The 17,430-nt window shown below is 44.2% G+C and carries 24 protein-coding genes; 11 read left to right on the top strand and 13 right to left on the bottom strand.

Annotated elements, in window-relative coordinates; translation table 11 throughout:
* Window positions 1-33 precede the first annotated feature (33 nt).
* From GGR22_RS11785 to GGR22_RS11765, 5 genes are read right to left on the bottom strand one after another with little or no spacing between them, the layout of a single operon-like run.
* Entirely contained in the window at window positions 34-1,413 is a 1,380-nt protein-coding gene (locus GGR22_RS11785; RefSeq protein ID WP_182493823.1) for a DUF2252 domain-containing protein, read from the bottom strand.
* Entirely contained in the window at window positions 1,410-1,982 is a 573-nt protein-coding gene (locus GGR22_RS11780) for a 2'-5' RNA ligase family protein (protein ID WP_182493822.1), read from the bottom strand. The genes GGR22_RS11785 and GGR22_RS11780 overlap by 4 nt, the downstream gene beginning before the upstream one ends.
* 18 nt (window positions 1,983-2,000) lie before the next feature.
* A complete protein-coding gene (locus GGR22_RS11775) occupies window positions 2,001-2,669 on the bottom strand; it encodes an MgtC/SapB family protein (RefSeq protein ID WP_182493821.1) in 669 nt (222 codons plus the stop codon).
* 30 nt (window positions 2,670-2,699) lie between these two features.
* The gene (locus tag GGR22_RS11770; RefSeq protein ID WP_182493820.1) at window positions 2,700-3,191 is read right to left on the bottom strand and encodes a CinA family protein; all 492 of its coding nucleotides are present in this window, start codon (window positions 3,189-3,191) and stop codon (window positions 2,700-2,702) included.
* Window positions 3,192-3,202: 11 nt separating this feature from the next.
* Window positions 3,203-3,718 (bottom strand): low affinity iron permease family protein, encoded by a 516-nt coding sequence (locus GGR22_RS11765; protein WP_182493819.1) that lies wholly within the window; start codon window positions 3,716-3,718, stop codon window positions 3,203-3,205.
* A gap of 224 nt (window positions 3,719-3,942) precedes the next feature.
* Here GGR22_RS11765 and GGR22_RS11760 point away from each other — a divergent pair, with 224 nt between their 5' ends.
* Window positions 3,943-4,251 (top strand): hypothetical protein, encoded by a 309-nt coding sequence (locus tag GGR22_RS11760; RefSeq protein ID WP_182493818.1) that lies wholly within the window; start codon window positions 3,943-3,945, stop codon window positions 4,249-4,251.
* A gap of 125 nt (window positions 4,252-4,376) precedes the next feature.
* Here GGR22_RS11760 and GGR22_RS11755 read toward each other — a convergent pair whose 3' ends face one another.
* Window positions 4,377-5,132, bottom strand: coding sequence for a S1/P1 nuclease (locus tag GGR22_RS11755; RefSeq protein WP_182493817.1), 756 nt, complete (start codon window positions 5,130-5,132; stop codon window positions 4,377-4,379).
* Window positions 5,133-5,452: 320 nt separating this feature from the next.
* Between GGR22_RS11755 and GGR22_RS11750 the strand changes: the two genes are divergently transcribed.
* On the top strand, window positions 5,453-5,890 hold the full coding sequence (locus GGR22_RS11750; protein ID WP_182493816.1) for a response regulator: 438 nt from the start codon (window positions 5,453-5,455) through the stop codon (window positions 5,888-5,890).
* Window positions 5,891-5,901: 11 nt separating this feature from the next.
* On the opposite strand, the gene GGR22_RS11745 is transcribed toward GGR22_RS11750, so the two are convergent.
* The gene (locus GGR22_RS11745) at window positions 5,902-6,159 is read right to left on the bottom strand and encodes a hypothetical protein (protein ID WP_182493815.1); all 258 of its coding nucleotides are present in this window, start codon (window positions 6,157-6,159) and stop codon (window positions 5,902-5,904) included.
* A 153-nt stretch (window positions 6,160-6,312) separates the two neighbouring features.
* Window positions 6,313-6,642, bottom strand: a complete 330-nt coding sequence (locus GGR22_RS11740) for an Hsp20/alpha crystallin family protein (protein WP_379730257.1) — start codon at window positions 6,640-6,642, stop codon at window positions 6,313-6,315.
* Between the two features lie 1,189 nt (window positions 6,643-7,831).
* On the opposite strand from GGR22_RS11740, the gene GGR22_RS17190 reads away from it, so the two are divergent.
* Window positions 7,832-7,960, top strand: coding sequence for a hypothetical protein (locus GGR22_RS17190; protein ID WP_262888879.1), 129 nt, complete (start codon window positions 7,832-7,834; stop codon window positions 7,958-7,960).
* A 110-nt stretch (window positions 7,961-8,070) separates the two neighbouring features.
* Here GGR22_RS17190 and GGR22_RS11735 read toward each other — a convergent pair whose 3' ends face one another.
* The 4 genes from GGR22_RS11735 to GGR22_RS11720 form a co-directional block, all read right to left on the bottom strand.
* Window positions 8,071-8,331, bottom strand: a complete 261-nt coding sequence (locus GGR22_RS11735; RefSeq protein ID WP_182493813.1) for a hypothetical protein — start codon at window positions 8,329-8,331, stop codon at window positions 8,071-8,073.
* Between the two features lie 31 nt (window positions 8,332-8,362).
* On the bottom strand, window positions 8,363-8,560 hold the full coding sequence (locus GGR22_RS11730; RefSeq protein ID WP_182493812.1) for a hypothetical protein: 198 nt from the start codon (window positions 8,558-8,560) through the stop codon (window positions 8,363-8,365).
* Between the two features lie 79 nt (window positions 8,561-8,639).
* On the bottom strand, window positions 8,640-9,560 hold the full coding sequence (locus tag GGR22_RS11725; protein ID WP_246336962.1) for an SDR family oxidoreductase: 921 nt from the start codon (window positions 9,558-9,560) through the stop codon (window positions 8,640-8,642).
* 153 nt (window positions 9,561-9,713) lie between these two features.
* The gene (locus GGR22_RS11720) at window positions 9,714-9,962 is read right to left on the bottom strand and encodes a hypothetical protein (protein ID WP_182493810.1); all 249 of its coding nucleotides are present in this window, start codon (window positions 9,960-9,962) and stop codon (window positions 9,714-9,716) included.
* Between the two features lie 336 nt (window positions 9,963-10,298).
* Between GGR22_RS11720 and GGR22_RS11715 the strand changes: the two genes are divergently transcribed.
* The 3 genes from GGR22_RS11715 to GGR22_RS11705 all read left to right on the top strand — a co-directional run bounded on the left by GGR22_RS11715 (window position 10,299) and on the right by GGR22_RS11705 (window position 13,652).
* Window positions 10,299-11,867, top strand: coding sequence for an FAD-dependent oxidoreductase (locus GGR22_RS11715; protein WP_182493809.1), 1,569 nt, complete (start codon window positions 10,299-10,301; stop codon window positions 11,865-11,867).
* A 61-nt stretch (window positions 11,868-11,928) separates the two neighbouring features.
* Window positions 11,929-12,117 (top strand): hypothetical protein, encoded by a 189-nt coding sequence (locus GGR22_RS11710; protein WP_220477654.1) that lies wholly within the window; start codon window positions 11,929-11,931, stop codon window positions 12,115-12,117.
* A gap of 377 nt (window positions 12,118-12,494) precedes the next feature.
* A complete protein-coding gene (locus GGR22_RS11705) occupies window positions 12,495-13,652 on the top strand; it encodes a zinc-dependent alcohol dehydrogenase (protein WP_182493807.1) in 1,158 nt (385 codons plus the stop codon).
* A 149-nt stretch (window positions 13,653-13,801) separates the two neighbouring features.
* Here GGR22_RS11705 and GGR22_RS11700 read toward each other — a convergent pair whose 3' ends face one another.
* The gene (locus GGR22_RS11700; RefSeq protein ID WP_182493806.1) at window positions 13,802-14,362 is read right to left on the bottom strand and encodes a YciE/YciF ferroxidase family protein; all 561 of its coding nucleotides are present in this window, start codon (window positions 14,360-14,362) and stop codon (window positions 13,802-13,804) included.
* 296 nt (window positions 14,363-14,658) lie between these two features.
* On the opposite strand from GGR22_RS11700, the gene GGR22_RS11695 reads away from it, so the two are divergent.
* From GGR22_RS11695 to GGR22_RS11675, 5 genes are all read left to right on the top strand, one after another.
* Entirely contained in the window at window positions 14,659-14,910 is a 252-nt protein-coding gene (locus GGR22_RS11695; RefSeq protein ID WP_182493805.1) for a hypothetical protein, read from the top strand.
* An 83-nt stretch (window positions 14,911-14,993) separates the two neighbouring features.
* On the top strand, window positions 14,994-15,548 hold the full coding sequence (locus tag GGR22_RS11690) for a lipocalin family protein (RefSeq protein WP_182493804.1): 555 nt from the start codon (window positions 14,994-14,996) through the stop codon (window positions 15,546-15,548).
* 175 nt (window positions 15,549-15,723) lie between these two features.
* Window positions 15,724-16,317: a DUF4142 domain-containing protein gene (locus tag GGR22_RS11685; RefSeq protein WP_182493803.1), complete on the top strand. Its 594-nt coding sequence runs from the start codon at window positions 15,724-15,726 to the stop codon at window positions 16,315-16,317.
* Between the two features lie 6 nt (window positions 16,318-16,323).
* Window positions 16,324-16,542 carry a hypothetical protein gene (locus tag GGR22_RS11680; protein ID WP_182493802.1) on the top strand — a complete coding sequence of 73 codons (219 nt, stop codon included), beginning with the start codon at window positions 16,324-16,326 and terminating at the stop codon, window positions 16,540-16,542.
* Between the two features lie 52 nt (window positions 16,543-16,594).
* Complete coding sequence (locus GGR22_RS11675; RefSeq protein WP_182493801.1) at window positions 16,595-17,350, top strand: SDR family oxidoreductase; 756 nt, start codon at window positions 16,595-16,597, stop codon at window positions 17,348-17,350.
* The last annotated feature ends 80 nt before the right edge of the window (window positions 17,351-17,430 follow it).

Below are 17,430 nucleotides of genomic sequence, written 5' to 3'. Positions count from 1 at the left end.
TCAGAAACTGCTAATAGTTAGCTATTCCGATTTCTAGATGGCCAGTTTCTTTTCCTGCAAGACAGATTGCAGCTTCTGGTAGTCCTCTTCATTCTGTTTTGCATAAGCGATGGCAAATGAAGCCATGGCTTCTTCAATTTCCTCAGTTCCGCCCATATAGCCAGATAGTATTGCAGGATCTCCGGTTCGTGCGTGCGCCCTGGCTAGCGCCCAGCCACAAGATCGAGCATAGGAAAGAAACGTTTGGTAATCCATATTCTCCAACGCTGGCTTTATCTTGGCATCACGAAGCTGCCGGATATAAAATTGGTTTCCAGCATCATCAGCTGTCCATCCCAAAAAAATATCTGAAGCGGATTGTATTAATTTTTGCCCTTCAACGACTCTCTGGCCGTTATGCGCAAATTTTCCCTTTCCGAGATACCGTTCTAACACGCTTTGCCTTGCCTCCTTAAATTGAAGAAAAAGCGGATCTCCAGTCGCGGACATGAGCAGCATAATTCCGCAACGGGTTCCCACGCTGCCCACACCCACAACTTTCATGGCAACATCTCTAATATTATAGCGCTGCAGTAATGTCCTGCGATCGAGAGACAGCGTTTTTACATATCGGTCATACGCCTTTTCGGCTTGAGAAAAGAATGCATGCTCTTTTTCAGGAGCTACATGAAAAACCAGAGGTGGGGCATCCTTTATCCTAGGATTTCCATTTTTTTCAAAAGTGAATTTTGCCAGTTCCCTTTCATGAGGCTCTGCCTTGACCGCCCTTTTTATTGCTTTCGGATCGAACTGCCTTGCATTTTTTATTTTTCCAGATTTTATAATATCAATAATATTAATCTGCGCGTACCAAATCTGAAGCGCCGACATATCTGCAAATTCTTCCATATGTTTCCTGTAGCTGTTGGCAACCGTCCATGCTGCGTCATGGCCTTCCCGCGTGGAAAACCCCTTGCAGTCTCCGGCTATTGCAAAACTTGCCGCAAGCCGCTTCAGGTCCCATTCCCATGGCGCGACAGCTGTTTCGTCAAAATCATTAATGTCAAAGACTATCTTGCGCTCAGGCGTAGCAAACCCGCCAAAATTGAGAAGGTGGCAGTCTCCGCAGGCCTGAAGATGCAGTTTGGAAGAAGGCATCTGCACCAGATGAGAGGCCATGAGAGCGGCATTTCCTCTGTAAAAAGCAAAAGGAGATTCCATCAAGCGTTCATATCGGATGGGCAGCAGCTTTCGGATCCTATCTTGGGTATTCTGGACATGCAGTTCGGCAACGTCGGTTTCTTCACGCAAGTTAAATCCTGAATGAGATTCGATCGGGCATTCCTTGCGTATCGATTCCCCTAAGGCATATCTTTCTGCTTTTGATATGCTATCCTTGTAATGTTTCGATTTGGTGGCTGATCTCGATTTCATGGGGTATCTTCATTATTGTCCTGCAAGGGTATAGGATATTTATCTTTGTACCCAAGTTCCTTTTTTGACATGAGCTTTCTAAGGACTACAACTTCTGAGCATAGCCATCCGGCAGAATACTCAAGCTTGTCCAGATAGGGCCGTATCGTATCAAATGTCGTATAGGAAATTCTTTTGGCCAGACTGATATGCGGCGTTCGTGATGGAGATTTTAATGCGACCATAAGGTTGACTATAGGTTCAGGGTTTTCGATCTTGAGATAAATCGTTACGCTGTGCTGATGGTCAAAATAGCTCCAGCCGTTGACTTTAATTAGAAATGGCTTGTTTCCGTTTCTTTTTAGTAATTCCTTTATAGTATCAGGAAGGAACTCATCATCTGTAAGTTTATCTCGAAGGGTGATATGCGGTATAGAATGACGGTTTTTGCCGCCGATATCTCCAAGAGCGTCAAGATCCTGTTTCATGCAAACGATACTATTCCTTATTTCCGACGGAGGAGAAAGCACGATGAGATAGGCATATGCAGGGCCAAATAAGGAGGTCTGGTTATAGATACGTTTCTTCATGACGATGCGCAATAAATCCTAGTTTTTTTTCAATTTGATTTTCTGTACAACGGCTAATGATTTAAGCTCGCCTAGCAATTCGAGCAATTCCGCTTGAGATACTAGCAGAATCGCCCTGATCCTATATTTCTTTTTTTTGTATTCTAATGTTGCAGACGAAAATCTGGACCCATAAGAAATTAGCTTCTTGATTATCTCAGCGCCATTTTCCTTTTTTTGAAGTACCGCAATCAGTTCATGATGCTGCGGGCTTGCTGACGCCTTCCTTTGTATTACCTGAACCACATACAATATGGTGACAGCTATGACTGTCGCGCAAGCTGCAGTAAAGTACAAGCCGCCGCCTACAGAAAGCCCGACAGCAGCCGCAGCCCATAGCGCTGAGGCGGTTGTCAGGCCCCGAATGTTGCCTCGTTTTAGCACCAAGATTATTCCTGCCCCGAGATAGCCGATACCTATGATGACAGACGATGCCACACGCGACGGGTCCAGATTGACATTCGGATACCCAAGGATATCCGAAAAGCCAAAGCAGGAAACGATCATGACCAGTGAAGAGCCCATGCAGGCCATCATGTGCGTGCGCGTTCCGGCGGCCCAATCTTTGCGTTCGCGTTCGAATCCGATCACGCCGCCTAATATCGCTGCTGAAACCAGCCGTAGTACTATTTCGTGCCATTCTAACATTTGCTAAATTTTAATCATTAATGCTCGTTTCTATAAATGATACGTCTTTAGCAGTTCCAAAAGCAAGACGCCGACTTTGGCGACCGCCTGATTGATAATTTCTTTTGGGCTGCCTGTAAAAACCTCTCTGTGTGAAACATAGTTCTTGTCCTGCATCTTGATATGGATAAACATGGTGCCTACAGGCTTTTCTGGTGTTTCGCTGCCGCCTGGCGATGTCAATCCGGTAACGGCTACTGAGATATCGCTTTTGAAGAATTTCGGCAGCCTTTCGGCAAGCAGCTGCGTTACTTCTGCCGATTCGGCTGTATACCTATCGATAGTTTCTTTAGGAATGTCAAAAAGCTCTTCTTTTACGCAGACGTCGTAACAAACGATGCCTCCTAAAAAAATTTCCCCCGATTCGGGAACAAAAGAAAATTCCGAAGCAAGCCATCCGGCTGTTGCGCTTTCGGCAAAAGCTATCTTTAGTCTTTTCTCCGCAATAAGCTTGCTGCTTTCAAGAATACTGTTTATTGCCATGATGTTCGAGATTATATATTTTTTGGATTTCGTGTCCTTTTCTTCGTACTAGGCTTACCCTTTTTAGCCTTGCCCTTCAGGCGTATCTTGTATTCATGGCCTTCTTTTGCCTCATCAAGCGAATGCGACTCATGAAGTGCCTTTTCTTTCTTTGCCAGCTCATTAAGCTTGCTATAATACCTGCTGATGACCAGCATCTCCTCTTCGGTCAGGTCCTCAATATCCACGAGCCTGTTGCTGGCCAGCTTGCTGGAAGCCAATAATTCGTTAAGCTTTAGCTGCAGGGCAAGCGAATCCTTGTTTTGGGATTTTTGTATCAGAAAGACCATGAGGAAAGTAATGATTGTCGTGCCGGTATTGATTACAAGCTGCCAGGTTTCGGAATAACCAAAGATCGGACCGCATACCGCCCATGCCCCTACTATGCCAAAAGCGATGAGAAAAGCAGCTGTGGAGCCCGTAATCTGAGTGACTCTTGAAGCAAAGATTTCGAAAAAGCTTTTCTTCTTTGAACTTTCTGTCTTCATATGTTTTAGATTAAGATTCTATTATATATAAAGTTCAGAAATGCGGGCGTAAGGATGTTATATAGTTTTCACAAAGCTTTATATGTTGTTAGTCTACTTCCGATATATAATTTCAACGTTGGCCCTGATATAAGTTTACTATAAAATTATATAATGCAAAATGCATTTTAAATTCAGAATTTTGATAAGAAGATTACTGGACGAATATTTTAAAAATTGAAATCATGAAAAAAGATAACAACGATCCACAGGCAAGGGAAAAGCCTGTGGATACCGAAGCTACAAAAAAAGCTTCTGCGACTAATGAAAGCAGTACCCGTAACCAATATAGCGGTTCAGGGGATTTTGGTGCTGGCGAATCAGAAGCATTCCAAAACAATGCTAATGAAGGGCAGGGGGGCAAAGGAAAAACTGTTGCCGGCAAGCAGACGTTTGAAAATGGAAATAACCAATATAACAACCAAAAGGCCAACAGAACTCATGGCGCGCGTAGCAATACATCGCCAAGAACAGATACTAATGGCAGAGCATAAAGCGCTCTGCAAGTTGCTTGTGAATCAGCAAAATTAAGCCTCAAATCATAAGATTTTGAGGCTTTTTTGATTTTCCGCCAGCCTTCATGAGTTATGGAAGAATTGGAGGGCCTGCTGGTGATTTTTTATTCCTTAAAAAACAGCTGTAATATAGCGGCAAGCCGAATGCCTGCTTTCTGGATTTGCAGCTTGATCGTTTTTGCGCTTTCTTCAACATACTTATCCTTTACCTTAGGATGTCCATAATCATAAACCTGCCCTAGAAGCGCTCTAGATTCTTCGCTCCAGCTGACAATATTCACAATCCGAATTTCCTTTAGTTCTTGAGGAGTATAAATCTTGGAATTGAGGCAATCTGCAAGAGTAATATTCTGGCTTGAGATAATACCGCTGTCCCAAAAGGAATGCAAATTTGTTCCTTGGCTCCTATAGTTCAGCTGTACAGTATTTCCTCCCTTGTCGATGCTATAGCCCACATGCAACGGCTGGTGCAGGTCGCCGATAAGATGGAACAGGAAGAGTATCCTGGTCTTGATTTCTTCTCTGGTCAGCTTGTCCTTGGCTCCCAGTTCTATAATTGTGTTATTCAATACATGCACAATATTGCTGCCTTCCCTGTCAGCAGCTTTGGTTCCCTTAGGAAAATTTGCGTAATGGTAGGCCCTCATATGATCGAGAGTTTTGTCACCCTTTATCTCATCCATCCAGTTGGCAGCTTCCTCGATACTCATCCCATCTAGATAGGCTAGGACATTCTTTTTTGTATTTTCGTCAAGATAGCTGAATGCAACCTGTGCAACCATAGCGTGGCCCTTATTTCCCCAAGAAAAACTCCTGAGAGCAATCAGAAGAAAGATTGCAGATATTATTATTTTTTTCATGAGCAGGGATTTGTTGCAAAGTTAGCGATAATTAAAAGATGTCTATCTTATTATTCAGATATGTTGAGTTGAGTTGCTGCGATGCAGAACAGAATGTCATTTATCAAATTAAAGTACATACTCCAGATACTTCCCAATATCTTCGATTAGTCTTGTTGAAGCATTTCGTATCGGGAGCCATTCGGTGAGCTGAATCAGCTAATATTATTAGGATAATTATTGCGGATTCCAGCTAAAAAGTTTAAATTAGCATAAACGTCTTGCAATAGCTGGCCCATCACAGCGTCCCTCAATATATAAGGCAGCTAAAATTAAAACTTATGGAAAAACTAAAGATTTATCTTGCCGATGACGATAAGGATGACAGGGAGATATTTCAGGAAGCGTTCAACGAGATAAATTCGGGAAACGATCTGAGGATATTCAATAATGGGCTGGAGGTCATCGACTTCCTTAATGCAAATGACGAAATTCCGGATATCATCTTCCTAGACCTTAACATGCCCCTGATGTCCGGCATCGAAACGCTAAGGATAATTCGCGGAAATGAAAGATACGGTTCGCTGTCTGTCGTAATATATTCTACCTCGTCATCCGAGAGGGATATCGAAGACACGCTTTCCGCAGGCGCTAATATCTATATAAATAAGCCGAACAATTACCGCGCGCTGAAGGAAACTATCATGAAAGTCATGAAGATCGACTGGCAGTTCCGTACTTCAGAGCTGGACAGGGAAAATTTTATGTTTGCCCTATGATTGTGCGCATATCACGCTATCATATCAGCTACAAGAGAAATCTCAAATTTTAATATTTCTCTCTCCATGTCTGACAGCTCTCCGCTATACTGCCGTATGTCATTGGCAAGAATCTCTATCGCAATGCCATGCAGTCGGGTATCTTCTATTTCCTGTCTTATCTCATGAAGCGATACGATTATCTGTTCTGCCATGGCCTGCCGCTGGGCAGCAGATTCTACAGATAGAAAGAACTCTATAAGACTGTTAAAATTGTTTTCTAGTGGCACTTTTTTATTTAAAGTTAATGCCGTCTGGTGTTTTATGGATTATAAAATTTTGGCTAAGATTTATATTTTTTCGAAAAAACCCAATAATTAAGTCGGAATGAAGATAAAAAAGAGCTGCCATTAAGGGCAGCTCTTAAATTAGCATAAGATCTATCAGGAAATCTCGATAATGCGGGGTGCTTTCTGCTTGGCCTCTTCCTTCTTCGGAATGGTCAGGCGAAGCAGCCCGTTTTCATAACGCGCATTGATTCCTTCGTCGTCTACCACGTTTTTTGGAAGCTCGAAGCTTCGCTGGAATGACTGGTAGCTGAATTCCCTGCGGGTATAATTATCCTCCTTTGTTTCCTCCTGGCGCTCTTTGGCCGAGGATATCGTAAGGATGTTGTTGTCCAGCCTGATATTGAAATCTGTCTTCTCCATTCCGGGTGCAGCGACCTCGACTTCGAAGTTTTCCGCAGTTTCCCTGATGTTTACAGATGGCACTGTCGTGCGGGTTGAGGAATAGTTATTGTTTCCCCAGTTAAAAAGCTCGCGGCTGAAAGCGTCGTCAAATAGTGCTGGAAATGACGGGTACGGTAACCCGTTTCTTTTTGAACTAGTCATGATTCTTACTTTTTAATAGTTATACAATAAATTGCTTGTTGGTATGCCGGCCGGCATTTAACAGGCTTATTGCAAGATAGATGCCAGAAGTGGAAAATGACATTTTTTCACATCAGCCGCGCAGTCTTTAACATTCTTTAAGAGAAAAAATGTCAGCGGCTGAAATTTTTGCAGGTAAAAGAGTGTCAGCGGAATATGTGAGCCAGCATGCAAACAATATATAAATTTGTAATGAAGAAACTTATGTGGGAATCAGTACTTTTATTTTACGCTAATATCGGATCCGATGAGAATATCTGTGACCTTACCATCTCTCGAAGCAGGGATGAATGAAACCAAGTTTACCATACTTTTAAATCCTGTATTTTAAGTTGATACAGATTATTAATCTTGTGTATAAATTGATTTGGAATGACCATGTCATAAATGGACCAACTAGAAGTTATTTTTTCGCTAGGACTCGTCTTTTGTATTTTTTACTAAGTTTATGCCAGAAAAAAAGAAAATCAATCCTATAATGCCTACAACAATTAAGGTCGTATATGCAGTACTTTTATTTATTAGCTGGTACCCGGTATAGATAAGACCAAAGACCCCTAAAATGGTGAGTGCAGCACCAAAAACACGTTTAACATTCATAGTCTTAAATTTTATAATATTTGGGCAATATGCCTATTGTTGGGAAAACATTAGGGTAATGAAGGACGGCCTTGATTATCCTACGATGCAAAGATGGAGAGTTTTTGCATTTACGTGATGACCGTCTGACACCCCTAATAAAGATAGTACAAAATTTCAACAGTTATAGAGAAAATCTAATAAAGTTGACCATTGCCGAAGTGTAGGAGGATATAATCAATGCTTTTTTAAGGCAACAATACCCTTTTTACGGGATGGTATTTTTTAATTGCTTGCGGCAAATGCAAAGTCTGGAGATTGTTAGGCCCTTTTATCTCGTCTCTTATGGCGATGTTAAGTTTGTAAAACCCCCAAAGAAACTGGCTTTTTCCGAAATTGGGTTTAAACTAGTAAATCCAATAAAGAGCCATTAAACTTTTAAGGCATTAAGATGAAATCATCTAATATAAATATACCAAAAGTCGGCGATAATGATGTTCTGGCAGAAGTCCATGAGGCAAGCATCTATCAGGTGGATTCAAAAATCAATATAGGCTATTTCAAGCTTATCCTTGCCTAAAAGCTGCCGTTCGTCCATGGCGTTTACGAGGCATAGAAAAAAAATATGACTGTGCTTCTTGTTCACTATTGGACTTATTATTATCTTCTTCTTGCAATGAGAAGATAGCCCTATTTCTTTTTTTTGGCTGGCTGTCCTTCTTTTCCGGAATTGATTTTTAAGCTGTCGCTTCCTTCTTCTAAATTTCGTTCCCGCTCTTCTTGAGCCTGTGTAGTAGTCTTTGCCCGATCGGATATCTTTTGATTGTCAGGACTTATACCCTCCGAAATCCCTGATTCCAGATGCTCGATTGCCGGCTCTGCCTGGCTTTTCTTGTCCGGTGCTTCGCCGCTCGAAGCTTTTGGAACCGGAGTCTGGTTTTTGTCTTTCATATTTTATTTTTTACTGTGTCTTCATTGATATTTAATATTCTACTAGCTTTTTTGGCCAAGCCGCCCCGACAGTAACAGAGTCAGATTGCGTATTTTCGACAGAATCTGATACTTCGGTGTCTTCGGGCGCTGTTTCGTTATTAGTATCGGCTTCCGTTTCAGGATACATTTCCCCATCACGATTTTGGGACGGATTTTCCTTGCACGATAGCAGGCAGCTTGCTGCCATCACAAAGAATAGGGTAGGTGATTAACGATATACTTTTTTCATAATCAAAGATTTAATTTCAGTGAGGTTCTGTAAAAAACTATGGCTGTCCCGAACCGCCACTGGCTCCATAGACCTGGCCTGTCGAAAAGCTAGCATCATTTGCGGCAAGCTGAACATAGATAGAAGCCAGTTCTGAAGGCTGGCCTGGCCGTCCTAGAGGAGTCTGGCCGCCAAACTGTTTCAGTTTTTCTTGGCTGGCACCGCCGCTGACTTGCAGGGGTGTCCAGATCGGACCTGGCGCGACTCCGTTCACGCGTATGCCTTTTGGACCCAGCTGCTTGGCCAAAGATTTTATATAACTTGTCGTAGCCGCCTTGGTCTGGGCATAATCATAAAGGTCTTCTGTAGGATCATATGCCTGTTGCGAGCTTGTGCCTATAATCGAAGCTCCTGGCTTTAAATGCGGCAATGCGGCCTTTATAATCCAGAAAGGAGCATAAATATTAGTTTTCATTGTCCAGTCAAATTCTTCTGACGAAATATCAAGAATAGAGTCGTGAGCCTGCTGCCTTGCGGCATTATTGACGACAATATCAAGGCCTCCGAGTGATTTTACGGCTTCTGAGACCAGCCTGCTGCAGAATGCCTCATCGCGCAGATCGCCGGGAATAGCAATTGCCCTGCGTCCGGCTGCCTTGATAAGCTGGATCACTTCGCGGGCATCTTCTTCTTCTGCAGGGAGATAATTTATCGCGACATCCGCTCCTTCTCTGGCATAGGCTATAGCAGCGGCCCTGCCCATACCCGAATCACCTCCCGTAATCAGGGCTTTTCGTCCTTTAAGGCGCCCGGAGCCCTTATAGCTTTTTTCGCCATGATCGGGACGAGGATCCATCTTGCCTGCCAGGCCGGGCCACGGCTGCAATTGTCCTTTAAATGGCGGGCGAGGATATTTTGTTGTGGGATCTTCCGGCCCCTCAAATGTCAGGGCATCCGGTGTCGTTAGCCCCTCTGCCATTACGGGCTGCAATGCTGCAACAGCAAGTGCTGCTCCGATGCCGCTTATAGCTTGGCGGCGGTTCATTGTATTATGTTCGCTCATCTGTAAATTTTTTATTGATTAGAAATGTAGTCCGCTTGGATAAGAAACCCGGCCTAGGCCGGGCTTGTCTTATTGCTTTCCAGTCGGAGTCGGAGTAGTGGTAGTAGTCTTGTGATTTTTCCTGTCCTTGTCTCTTATCGTATCCTGCTGCATGTCTTTTCTGTCGCTTTTTTTCTTTGCTTGGCGATGCTTTTTGTTAACAGTAGACTGGTCTTTGTCTTTCTGCGCATGCGTACGATCTGTTGTCGTCGTGTCTGTCTGTGCTGACGAGATACCAAATGCAAGTACCGCCATCATGGTTAAGATTGCTCTTTTCATACTATTTTAATTTAAAAGTTCCTTACTTATTGGAGAGGTTACTAGCGGCAGATTTCTGCCTGCTTTTTTTGAACGTACTCAAAATTACTATGCTCTTATGAAAAAGGCCTTATATGATTTTCATAGATTATTGCAAAATGTCAGAGCATACGAAGTAAATATAATGGTTTGTGAAACAGTGTTTTACTTCATTGTATAGCTTCTTGAAAACGGCTAGGGGTCTTATAAGTTTATCGCAAAATTGTATAATGCTCGCATGGTTTTTTATTTGGAATTTTAATATCGTACTAACTTAATAACGGCTCTTTGATAGCAAGTTATTGTAAAAACTTTGTCATGGATAATTTCACAAGCGCATCCATCTCTTCTGGAGCAAACGTCCCTTTCTGGCTGGACAGCATGCCCATCCTTTCTTTTCAAAAACCCAGCGAACCGCTTACGACCGATGTGCTTATCATTGGCGGCGGCATCGCAGGACTCACTACGGCCTATCTGCTGTTGAAAGCCGGCAGGAAAGTTACTGTAGTAGAAGACGGGTTTATAGGAAGCGGAGAATCAGGCAGGACTACGGCTCACCTAACCTGCGCTTTAGATGACCGCTATTATTATCTGGAAAATGTCTTTGGCAAAGAAGTAGCGGCCCTCGCTGCAGAGAGCCATGCTTCGGCTATTGACGAGATTGAAAGAATCATTACGGCTGAGCATATAGAATGCTCATTCAAAAGGGTGGAAGGCTATCTGTTCTTGCATCCGTCAGACAAGGATGAAACGCTAGACAGGGAATTTGCTGCGACGCAAAGGGCGGGACTTGCCACATCGCTGCTGGAGGAGATACCGTCTGTTGCTGGCGGCGCTGGCAAAAGGTGCATTGCTTTTCACAAGCAGGCTCAGTTTCATGTAATGCAATATCTCAGCGGGCTTGCACATGCGATAGTAATGCAGGGGGGGTCCATATTTACCGAAGCGCGGGCAGAGAAGATCACTAAAGAAGGCGCTACAGTTAACGGAGTGGAATTTTCAGCAAGGCACATCGTCGTGGCAACCAATACGCCCATAAACGATATCGTAACGATGCACACCAAACAGCATGCGTATAGGACCTACGTTATTGGGGGAAAGATCAAGAAGGGCACGCTGCCGCATGCCTTATGGTGGGACACAGGGGATGTAGATTCCAAATGGGCCTCTCAGCCCTATCACTATGCAAGGATCGAAGCGTATGATTCCGATCATGACCTGCTTATCGTTGGCGGTGAAGACCATAAGACAGGACAGGGCGACGACGAAAATAGTCCTGAACCGGTACGTTATGCAAGACTCGAAGCTTGGGCACGAGAATTCTTTCCGATGCTCGAAGATTTGTCTTATCATTGGTCCGGACAAGTCATGGAACCTGTCGACTCGTTAGGCTTTATGGGGAAAAATCCAGGCGACGACAACATTTATATCATCACCGGAGATTCAGGAAACGGCATGACGCACGCGACATTGGGGGCAATCGTTATCCGTGACCTGATAACGGGCGCAGAGAACAAATGGGAACATCTATATAATCCCTCCAGAATCACCTTAACGACTGCTAGAGATTTCTTGAAAGAAGCGGGCAATATGGCAGCGCAATATATGGATTGGCTGGCCTCGCCAGATTTGCAGAATACGGCCGATTTAGAACCGGGCCGGGGAGGCATCCTTTCGTACGGATTACGGAAAATAGCCGTATATCGAGACTATGATAATAGGTTGAGCGCCTTCAGCGCAGTCTGTCCCCATCTGGGCTGTATCGTGCAGTGGAATAACGATGAAAAGACATTCGACTGTCCTTGCCATGGCTCCCGATTTACGCATGATGGGATCGTTGTCAATGGCCCTGCAAAAACCAATCTGAAAAAGATCCGCTTGGGATAAACCCTTTGATAATCGCATCCATATGGTTCCGTATAAAAATCTTAGCAAAAAGTCAGGAGTGATGGCATATGAAATAATGGCTGATAGCATCAAGGTCAGGTTTGTAAATGGAGATACCTATCTCTATACCTATCAAAGCGCTGGAAGAAGGGCTATTGAAAGAATGAAGAAACTGGCCGTCTCAGGAAGGCATCTTTCGACATATATCTCACAAGCTATTAAGGACAGATTTGCCCAAAAGCTAGAGTAGGGCATCAAAAAGCCAGCATCTTACCCAGTGCAATGCTGCTGCAGGATTCCTTCTGGAGGAATTTCATCCCACGAAGATCTTCGGATAAGGCTTTACCGACACTACGGCAAGAAAAATAACGAATTTAGGCGCGTAAGCCAAAGGCCTGCCATGGCGCAAGGAAAACGTATTCTGATTGTTTTAACGGAATGCGAAATATCTGACTTATAAAATTACCGCCCCCTGATTATAGATGCCTTTACATGATTCCAATTGATTGCAAATGAAGACCGGCATGCAAATAATGCGTAAAATTCTGTAATACATGACCTTCGGGCAATATGTAATTTTATTTTACAATGACATGCAGCTAAATAAAAATTTTAAAAAGAATATATATGAAAGCATTAGTATTCCACAAGCCCAAAGACGTACGCGTCGATACGGTCCAAGATCCCGCTATCGAAGATAGCAGAGATGTCATACTGAAAGTTACTTCTACTGCCATCTGCGGATCAGACCTGCATATTTACAATGGGGTGTTTCCCCAGCCAAGGAACATGGTCCTAGGGCATGAATTTATGGGCATAGTCGAGGAAGCCGGAGCCGGCGTAAGGAACCTGAAAAAAGGTGATCGGGTAGTAGTGCCTTTTCCTATTTCTTGCGGGACCTGCCACTTCTGCAGCAGCAATCTGCCGACCCATTGCGAGAATTCGAACCCCGAACACTACGGGCCTGAGGGAGGGCTCCTGAAAGGAAAGGGGGGCGCCCTGTTCGGATATACCGACCTGTATGGCGGATACAGCGGCGGACAGGCGGAATATGTCCGGGTACCTTATGCGGATTATGGCCCTCGTGCGGTGCCCGATAGCCTGACCGACGAGCAGGTTCTTTTTCTTACTGATATCTTTCCGACGGGATGGTCTGCCATCGACTGGGCGGGACTCAAAGGTGGCGAGACCGTTGCTGTCTTTGGATGCGGGCCGGTGGGAATCATGGCAATGAAGTCCGCTTGGCTTCGGGGAGCAGGAAGAGTGATCGGAATAGATACAAGGCAGTACCGCCTGGACATGGCAGGCGTGACAGCAGGTGCCGAAACCATCAATGCAAAAGAAACCGATGCCGTCGAGATGATCCGCGACATGACCGGCGGATATGGGGCAGACGTATGCGTCGACGCAGTAGGAATGGAAGCCGACCACGGATTTTTGAGCAAGGCCAAAAATTTGATCCAGGGCGAGGTAGGAACAATGAAAGTGCTTGGCTACTGCCTTGATGCGGTAAGGCGGGGCGGTACCGTTACTGTCGTAGGGGTTTATGGTTCGCCATATGATAATTTCCCTCTTCACCAATGGTTCGACAAGGGAATCAAGCTCAGGGGAGGCCAAGCGCCCGTCCATAACTACATTGATCATCTGATCGACCTTGTAGCGGGAGGCAAAGTAGTTCTTGAAGATATAATAACCCATAAGGTACCACTTTCCGAGGCCGCCAAGATGTATGACATCTTTAGCAAGCGCGAAGACAATTGCGTAAAGGTAGTGCTCAGGCCGTAAAATATACATCGACAAGATCAAGATCTAAGAGCGGATGGGATATAAATCTGAAAAGCAGGACTCCTGCCTGATGCATTTACGAGGACATAAAAAAAGCATGATCTTTTGATCATGCTTTTTAAACAAATCTAAATTCGGCAATCCACTTATCATTCTCCTTCTTCCAAGGCCTCTAGATTTATAGAACCATATGCTGCTTCGGTCAGCTTGAAATCGGCATCCTTTTCCTCATCAAGAGTTATTTTTAGCAGTTCCGACACTTCATCTTCGCCCAGCAGTGAAGCAAACGCTACAAGCGTGCCGTAGGAGGCAATCTCATAGTGCTCGATTTTTTGGGAAGCAGAAATAATTGCGGCATCTCGGACAGGGCCTGGTTTTGTCTCTTCCAGAATATTTTCTCCTTCCCTGATGAGCCCTTCCATCGCATCGCATTTTTTGCCGCGATCCGATTCACCCAAAAGCTGGAAGACCTGTACTAGGCGGTCGACCTGTCCTTCTGTAACGGCTACGTGCTCGCCTATAGCTGACTTTAGGTTGGGATCGGTTGCGTTATTGGCCATCTTTGGCAGCGCTTTAACGAGAGCGCGCTCTGCATATATGATATCTTTTAGCTCATCTATGAAAAGCTCGCGAAGGCCTGCTGCTGCAGAAGATTTTGCATCTACGGTCTTGTTGCCGCGGTGCGCCTCTTTTTTTTCAGGTGTAGACATAAGCATTTATTTTTTGGTTAATAACCAAAGCTAGCTTTTTATTTAGGCACGCTTCTTATAGCATTTTATGGAATTTTTACAATTTAAGATATGTATTATCAGTTGCAGTATCCGTCAGTATTATTCGATATAAGTTTATTATAGAATTGTATAATATCCGGATTGCAATTTATTCAGAATTTTAACGGCTCGATTTAAGGTGCTGCTATATAAAAAATGATGAAATAAAGAAATGAGAAATCTGCTAATAAGTCCCAAGACGATTTAAAAAGACAACCTAGAAGTTTGATTGGAAAATGGAAGAATTCAAAAATGCAGTGCTGATCCTGCTTGCGGAGTACAAATCTAAATATTCGGCAGAAAAGATTAGCAGCAGCGATAAGATAGAACACTTTTTATACGTACAGAATTTTCTGCAGGAGTTTGAGGAGAAAACCCGATCTTTTGCAGCCGGCTATTTTAACGAACACCGTTTTTCGGATGCGCAGAAAAAAGATGCACTGCAGTATCTGGAAGGAATGGCAGAAGAACTAGCGTCGGCAGTTTGAATATGTCCCTATTATGCTAATTTTATAAATAATTCTTAAAATTTTATAAAAAGGTTATCCCGCGCGGTTTTAAATTTGCTTTCATGGAACCTAAAAGACTTCAATTTATAAAAAATAAAATTACCGTGCGTGCTGCCGCTCTCGGCTGCCTTGTGTTTTTTTCATGCGAACATTGTGATGACGACAGCAATACTGCTGGCATCAGTGCAGATCTTGTCGGCCTATACGAAATGAGTTCATGGAACAGTCCTTCGGCGGCAGACCTAGATAACGATGGCGACAGTTCTGCGAATATGATGGCGGAAAGTCCCTGCTATGACAATTCGATTATAGTATTGCTGCAAAATGGCACATTTACCCAGACCCATAATTCTATTCACATCAGGGATGGAGCAATTTCTTGTGCCGACAGCCAGAATATGACGGGCATCTGGAAGCGGTCTGGAGACACGGTTACTACAGCTGCAATGGTAAATGGAACAAGAGTCGAACGAGCGTATTCAGTCACGGAGGCAGCTACAGGAAAAAAGCTGAACCTTAGCCTTTCAGATTCACAGTATCCGACGATGAGTTCAGGAAACGCTTCATGGGAGGCAGGAGCCATCAATATAGAATTTACAAAGAGAAATAGTTTGTAAGTGTTTTAGATCGCAGTTTGTTTATCAGGAGGGCCGCTTGTAGCGGTCCTCTTTTTTTGGCTGTATTCCATACTGAACAATAATGTAATATTAGTATGGTATCTTATAAAAACACGCATTGTATTAATCTGTAATTTTAAACTATGGAGAATTACTAACTAAAAAAGAATACGATATGAAAAGCAACCTCTTTATCAAAAAGCTCTTCGGAAGCGCAATCCTGGTGCTGGCTATTGCAACCCTGTCTTGCAAAAATGAAAGCAAGCCGGCAGATGCGAAAGAAGTGGCTGAAGAAGAAAATGAAAGAAAATTTGATGATACCAAAAAAAAGGAAGACGATGCGCAGTACCTGGTTGAAGCGGCAGCGACGGACCTGAAAGAAATTGAGATCGGGAAGCTTGCGCAGCAAAAAAGCAGCGACCCAGATATCAAGGCCTTTGGCAAGATGCTGGAAGAAGACCATATGAAATCTTCTGCGGAGGTAAAAAAGCTGGCGCAGCTGAAAGACATCTCCCTGCCAGCTGCCCTGACAGAAGACGGACAGAAAATGTATAAGGAACTGGATGAAAAGACGGGCTTGGATTTTGACAAGAAATTTGCCGACATGATGGTCGACGGACACCAGAAGGCCATTGACAAGATGACCAAAGCGGCAGAAGAAGCATCCGACGAAGAAATCAGTGCATGGGCATCCAGCAAGATACCGACGCTGGCAGCACATCTCGAACATGCAAAAAGCCTGAAAGAAAAAATAAAAGACAAAAAATAAGCTGCCATGAAAAAGATCGATACCTACATCTTCATAGTGATTTTTGCGGCCTGCATGGCTATGATATTCTCGTGCAGGGACAATAATACCAGCCGCGACGCAGTGAATGCCTCTGATACCGAGCGAACTGCCACCAGCGAGGGAACCGTCAGCAGCGGTACGCGTGACACCATGAACCAGCAGACAAATACTCTAAAACAGGCGGACTCCGATTCTTTAGAGTGAGGATGTCCCGCTTGACACCCAAAGCTTGCGATTTATAATAAATAGATTTTTTATGGAAGAGAAAAGCAAATTTCAAGCAACAATTGCGGACAAGACAATATTGATAACCGGAGGCACTACAGGAATAGGCAGGGCTACCGCCCACCTGCTTGCGGGATTAGGCGCAAAAGTGTTTATCACGGGCCGACACCAAGAACAGCTAGATGAGACGATACGCGATGCCAAGGCCCAGCATCCCGATGCAATGCTTTCGGGCATCACTTCCGACCTTTCTTCGGGGCATGGCATAGAAGAAGTCTTCACGGCACTTGAGTCCGAATTCGGAGATATCGACGTATTGATAAATAATGCCGGCCTGGCAGCAGAAAGCGCCGCAGAAGGGGACTATGGAAAATGGGGCTATATATTAGACACCAACCTCTTGGCCTATATTGCCTGTGCCAATGCGGCCATAAAAAGGATGAAAGCGAAAAAAAATGGGCATATAGTCAATGTCGGCTCGATGAGCGCAGAAATCCGGGAGCCGGGCAGCAGCGTCTACGTAGCGACCAAATCGGGAATACAGGGTTTTACGGCCGCACTGCGAAAAGAACTCAACCCTGACGAGATCAAGGTCACGCTTATAGAACCCGGAGCCGTAAATACGGATATGCAGCCCGGCACCAGCATAGAACGGCAGGAAAAGGTTGATGCAATGGAGATGCTGGATGCGGCAGACATTGCCGAATCGATTCTCTTCTGCCTGACAAGGTCAAAAGGATGCGATGTGGTCAGCATGCAGGTCCGCCCGCTAAAACAGCTTATCTAGTAAATGCAGAATGTCGGGAACATTCCGAGGATGGAGTTTGTTGGTCGTTATTTGCTGGTTCCCGCATTCCCTTTGCCAGA

This window comes from Flavobacterium gossypii (assembly GCF_014138495.1).
Lineage (GTDB): Bacteria > Bacteroidota > Bacteroidia > Flavobacteriales > Flavobacteriaceae > Flavobacterium > Flavobacterium endophyticum.
Note: the sequence above shows the minus strand (reverse complement) of the source record. Positions and strands in the feature narration are given on the sequence as shown.

Excerpts from the sequence above, each read along its gene's own strand:
- GGR22_RS11785 (WP_182493823.1), bottom strand. The coding sequence starts at position 1,413 with ATGAAATCGAGATCAGCCACCAAATCGAAACATTACAAGGATAGCATA.
- GGR22_RS11780 (WP_182493822.1), bottom strand. The coding sequence starts at position 1,982 with ATGAAGAAACGTATCTATAACCAGACCTCCTTATTTGGCCCTGCATAT.
- GGR22_RS11775 (WP_182493821.1), bottom strand. The coding sequence starts at position 2,669 with ATGTTAGAATGGCACGAAATAGTACTACGGCTGGTTTCAGCAGCGATA.
- GGR22_RS11770 (WP_182493820.1), bottom strand. The coding sequence starts at position 3,191 with ATGGCAATAAACAGTATTCTTGAAAGCAGCAAGCTTATTGCGGAGAAA.
- GGR22_RS11765 (WP_182493819.1), bottom strand. The coding sequence starts at position 3,718 with ATGAAGACAGAAAGTTCAAAGAAGAAAAGCTTTTTCGAAATCTTTGCT.
- GGR22_RS11760 (WP_182493818.1), top strand. The coding sequence starts at position 3,943 with ATGAAAAAAGATAACAACGATCCACAGGCAAGGGAAAAGCCTGTGGAT.
- GGR22_RS11755 (WP_182493817.1), bottom strand. The coding sequence starts at position 5,132 with ATGAAAAAAATAATAATATCTGCAATCTTTCTTCTGATTGCTCTCAGG.
- GGR22_RS11750 (WP_182493816.1), top strand. The coding sequence starts at position 5,453 with ATGGAAAAACTAAAGATTTATCTTGCCGATGACGATAAGGATGACAGG.
- GGR22_RS17190 (WP_262888879.1), top strand. The coding sequence starts at position 7,832 with ATGAAATCATCTAATATAAATATACCAAAAGTCGGCGATAATGATGTT.
- GGR22_RS11735 (WP_182493813.1), bottom strand. The coding sequence starts at position 8,331 with ATGAAAGACAAAAACCAGACTCCGGTTCCAAAAGCTTCGAGCGGCGAA.
- GGR22_RS11730 (WP_182493812.1), bottom strand. The coding sequence starts at position 8,560 with ATGGCAGCAAGCTGCCTGCTATCGTGCAAGGAAAATCCGTCCCAAAAT.
- GGR22_RS11725 (WP_246336962.1), bottom strand. The coding sequence starts at position 9,560 with ATGGCAGAGGGGCTAACGACACCGGATGCCCTGACATTTGAGGGGCCG.
- GGR22_RS11720 (WP_182493810.1), bottom strand. The coding sequence starts at position 9,962 with ATGAAAAGAGCAATCTTAACCATGATGGCGGTACTTGCATTTGGTATC.
- GGR22_RS11715 (WP_182493809.1), top strand. The coding sequence starts at position 10,299 with ATGGATAATTTCACAAGCGCATCCATCTCTTCTGGAGCAAACGTCCCT.
- GGR22_RS11710 (WP_220477654.1), top strand. The coding sequence starts at position 11,929 with ATGGCATATGAAATAATGGCTGATAGCATCAAGGTCAGGTTTGTAAAT.
- GGR22_RS11705 (WP_182493807.1), top strand. The coding sequence starts at position 12,495 with ATGAAAGCATTAGTATTCCACAAGCCCAAAGACGTACGCGTCGATACG.
- GGR22_RS11700 (WP_182493806.1), bottom strand. The coding sequence starts at position 14,362 with ATGTCTACACCTGAAAAAAAAGAGGCGCACCGCGGCAACAAGACCGTA.
- GGR22_RS11695 (WP_182493805.1), top strand. The coding sequence starts at position 14,659 with ATGGAAGAATTCAAAAATGCAGTGCTGATCCTGCTTGCGGAGTACAAA.
- GGR22_RS11690 (WP_182493804.1), top strand. The coding sequence starts at position 14,994 with ATGGAACCTAAAAGACTTCAATTTATAAAAAATAAAATTACCGTGCGT.
- GGR22_RS11685 (WP_182493803.1), top strand. The coding sequence starts at position 15,724 with ATGAAAAGCAACCTCTTTATCAAAAAGCTCTTCGGAAGCGCAATCCTG.
- GGR22_RS11680 (WP_182493802.1), top strand. The coding sequence starts at position 16,324 with ATGAAAAAGATCGATACCTACATCTTCATAGTGATTTTTGCGGCCTGC.
- GGR22_RS11675 (WP_182493801.1), top strand. The coding sequence starts at position 16,595 with ATGGAAGAGAAAAGCAAATTTCAAGCAACAATTGCGGACAAGACAATA.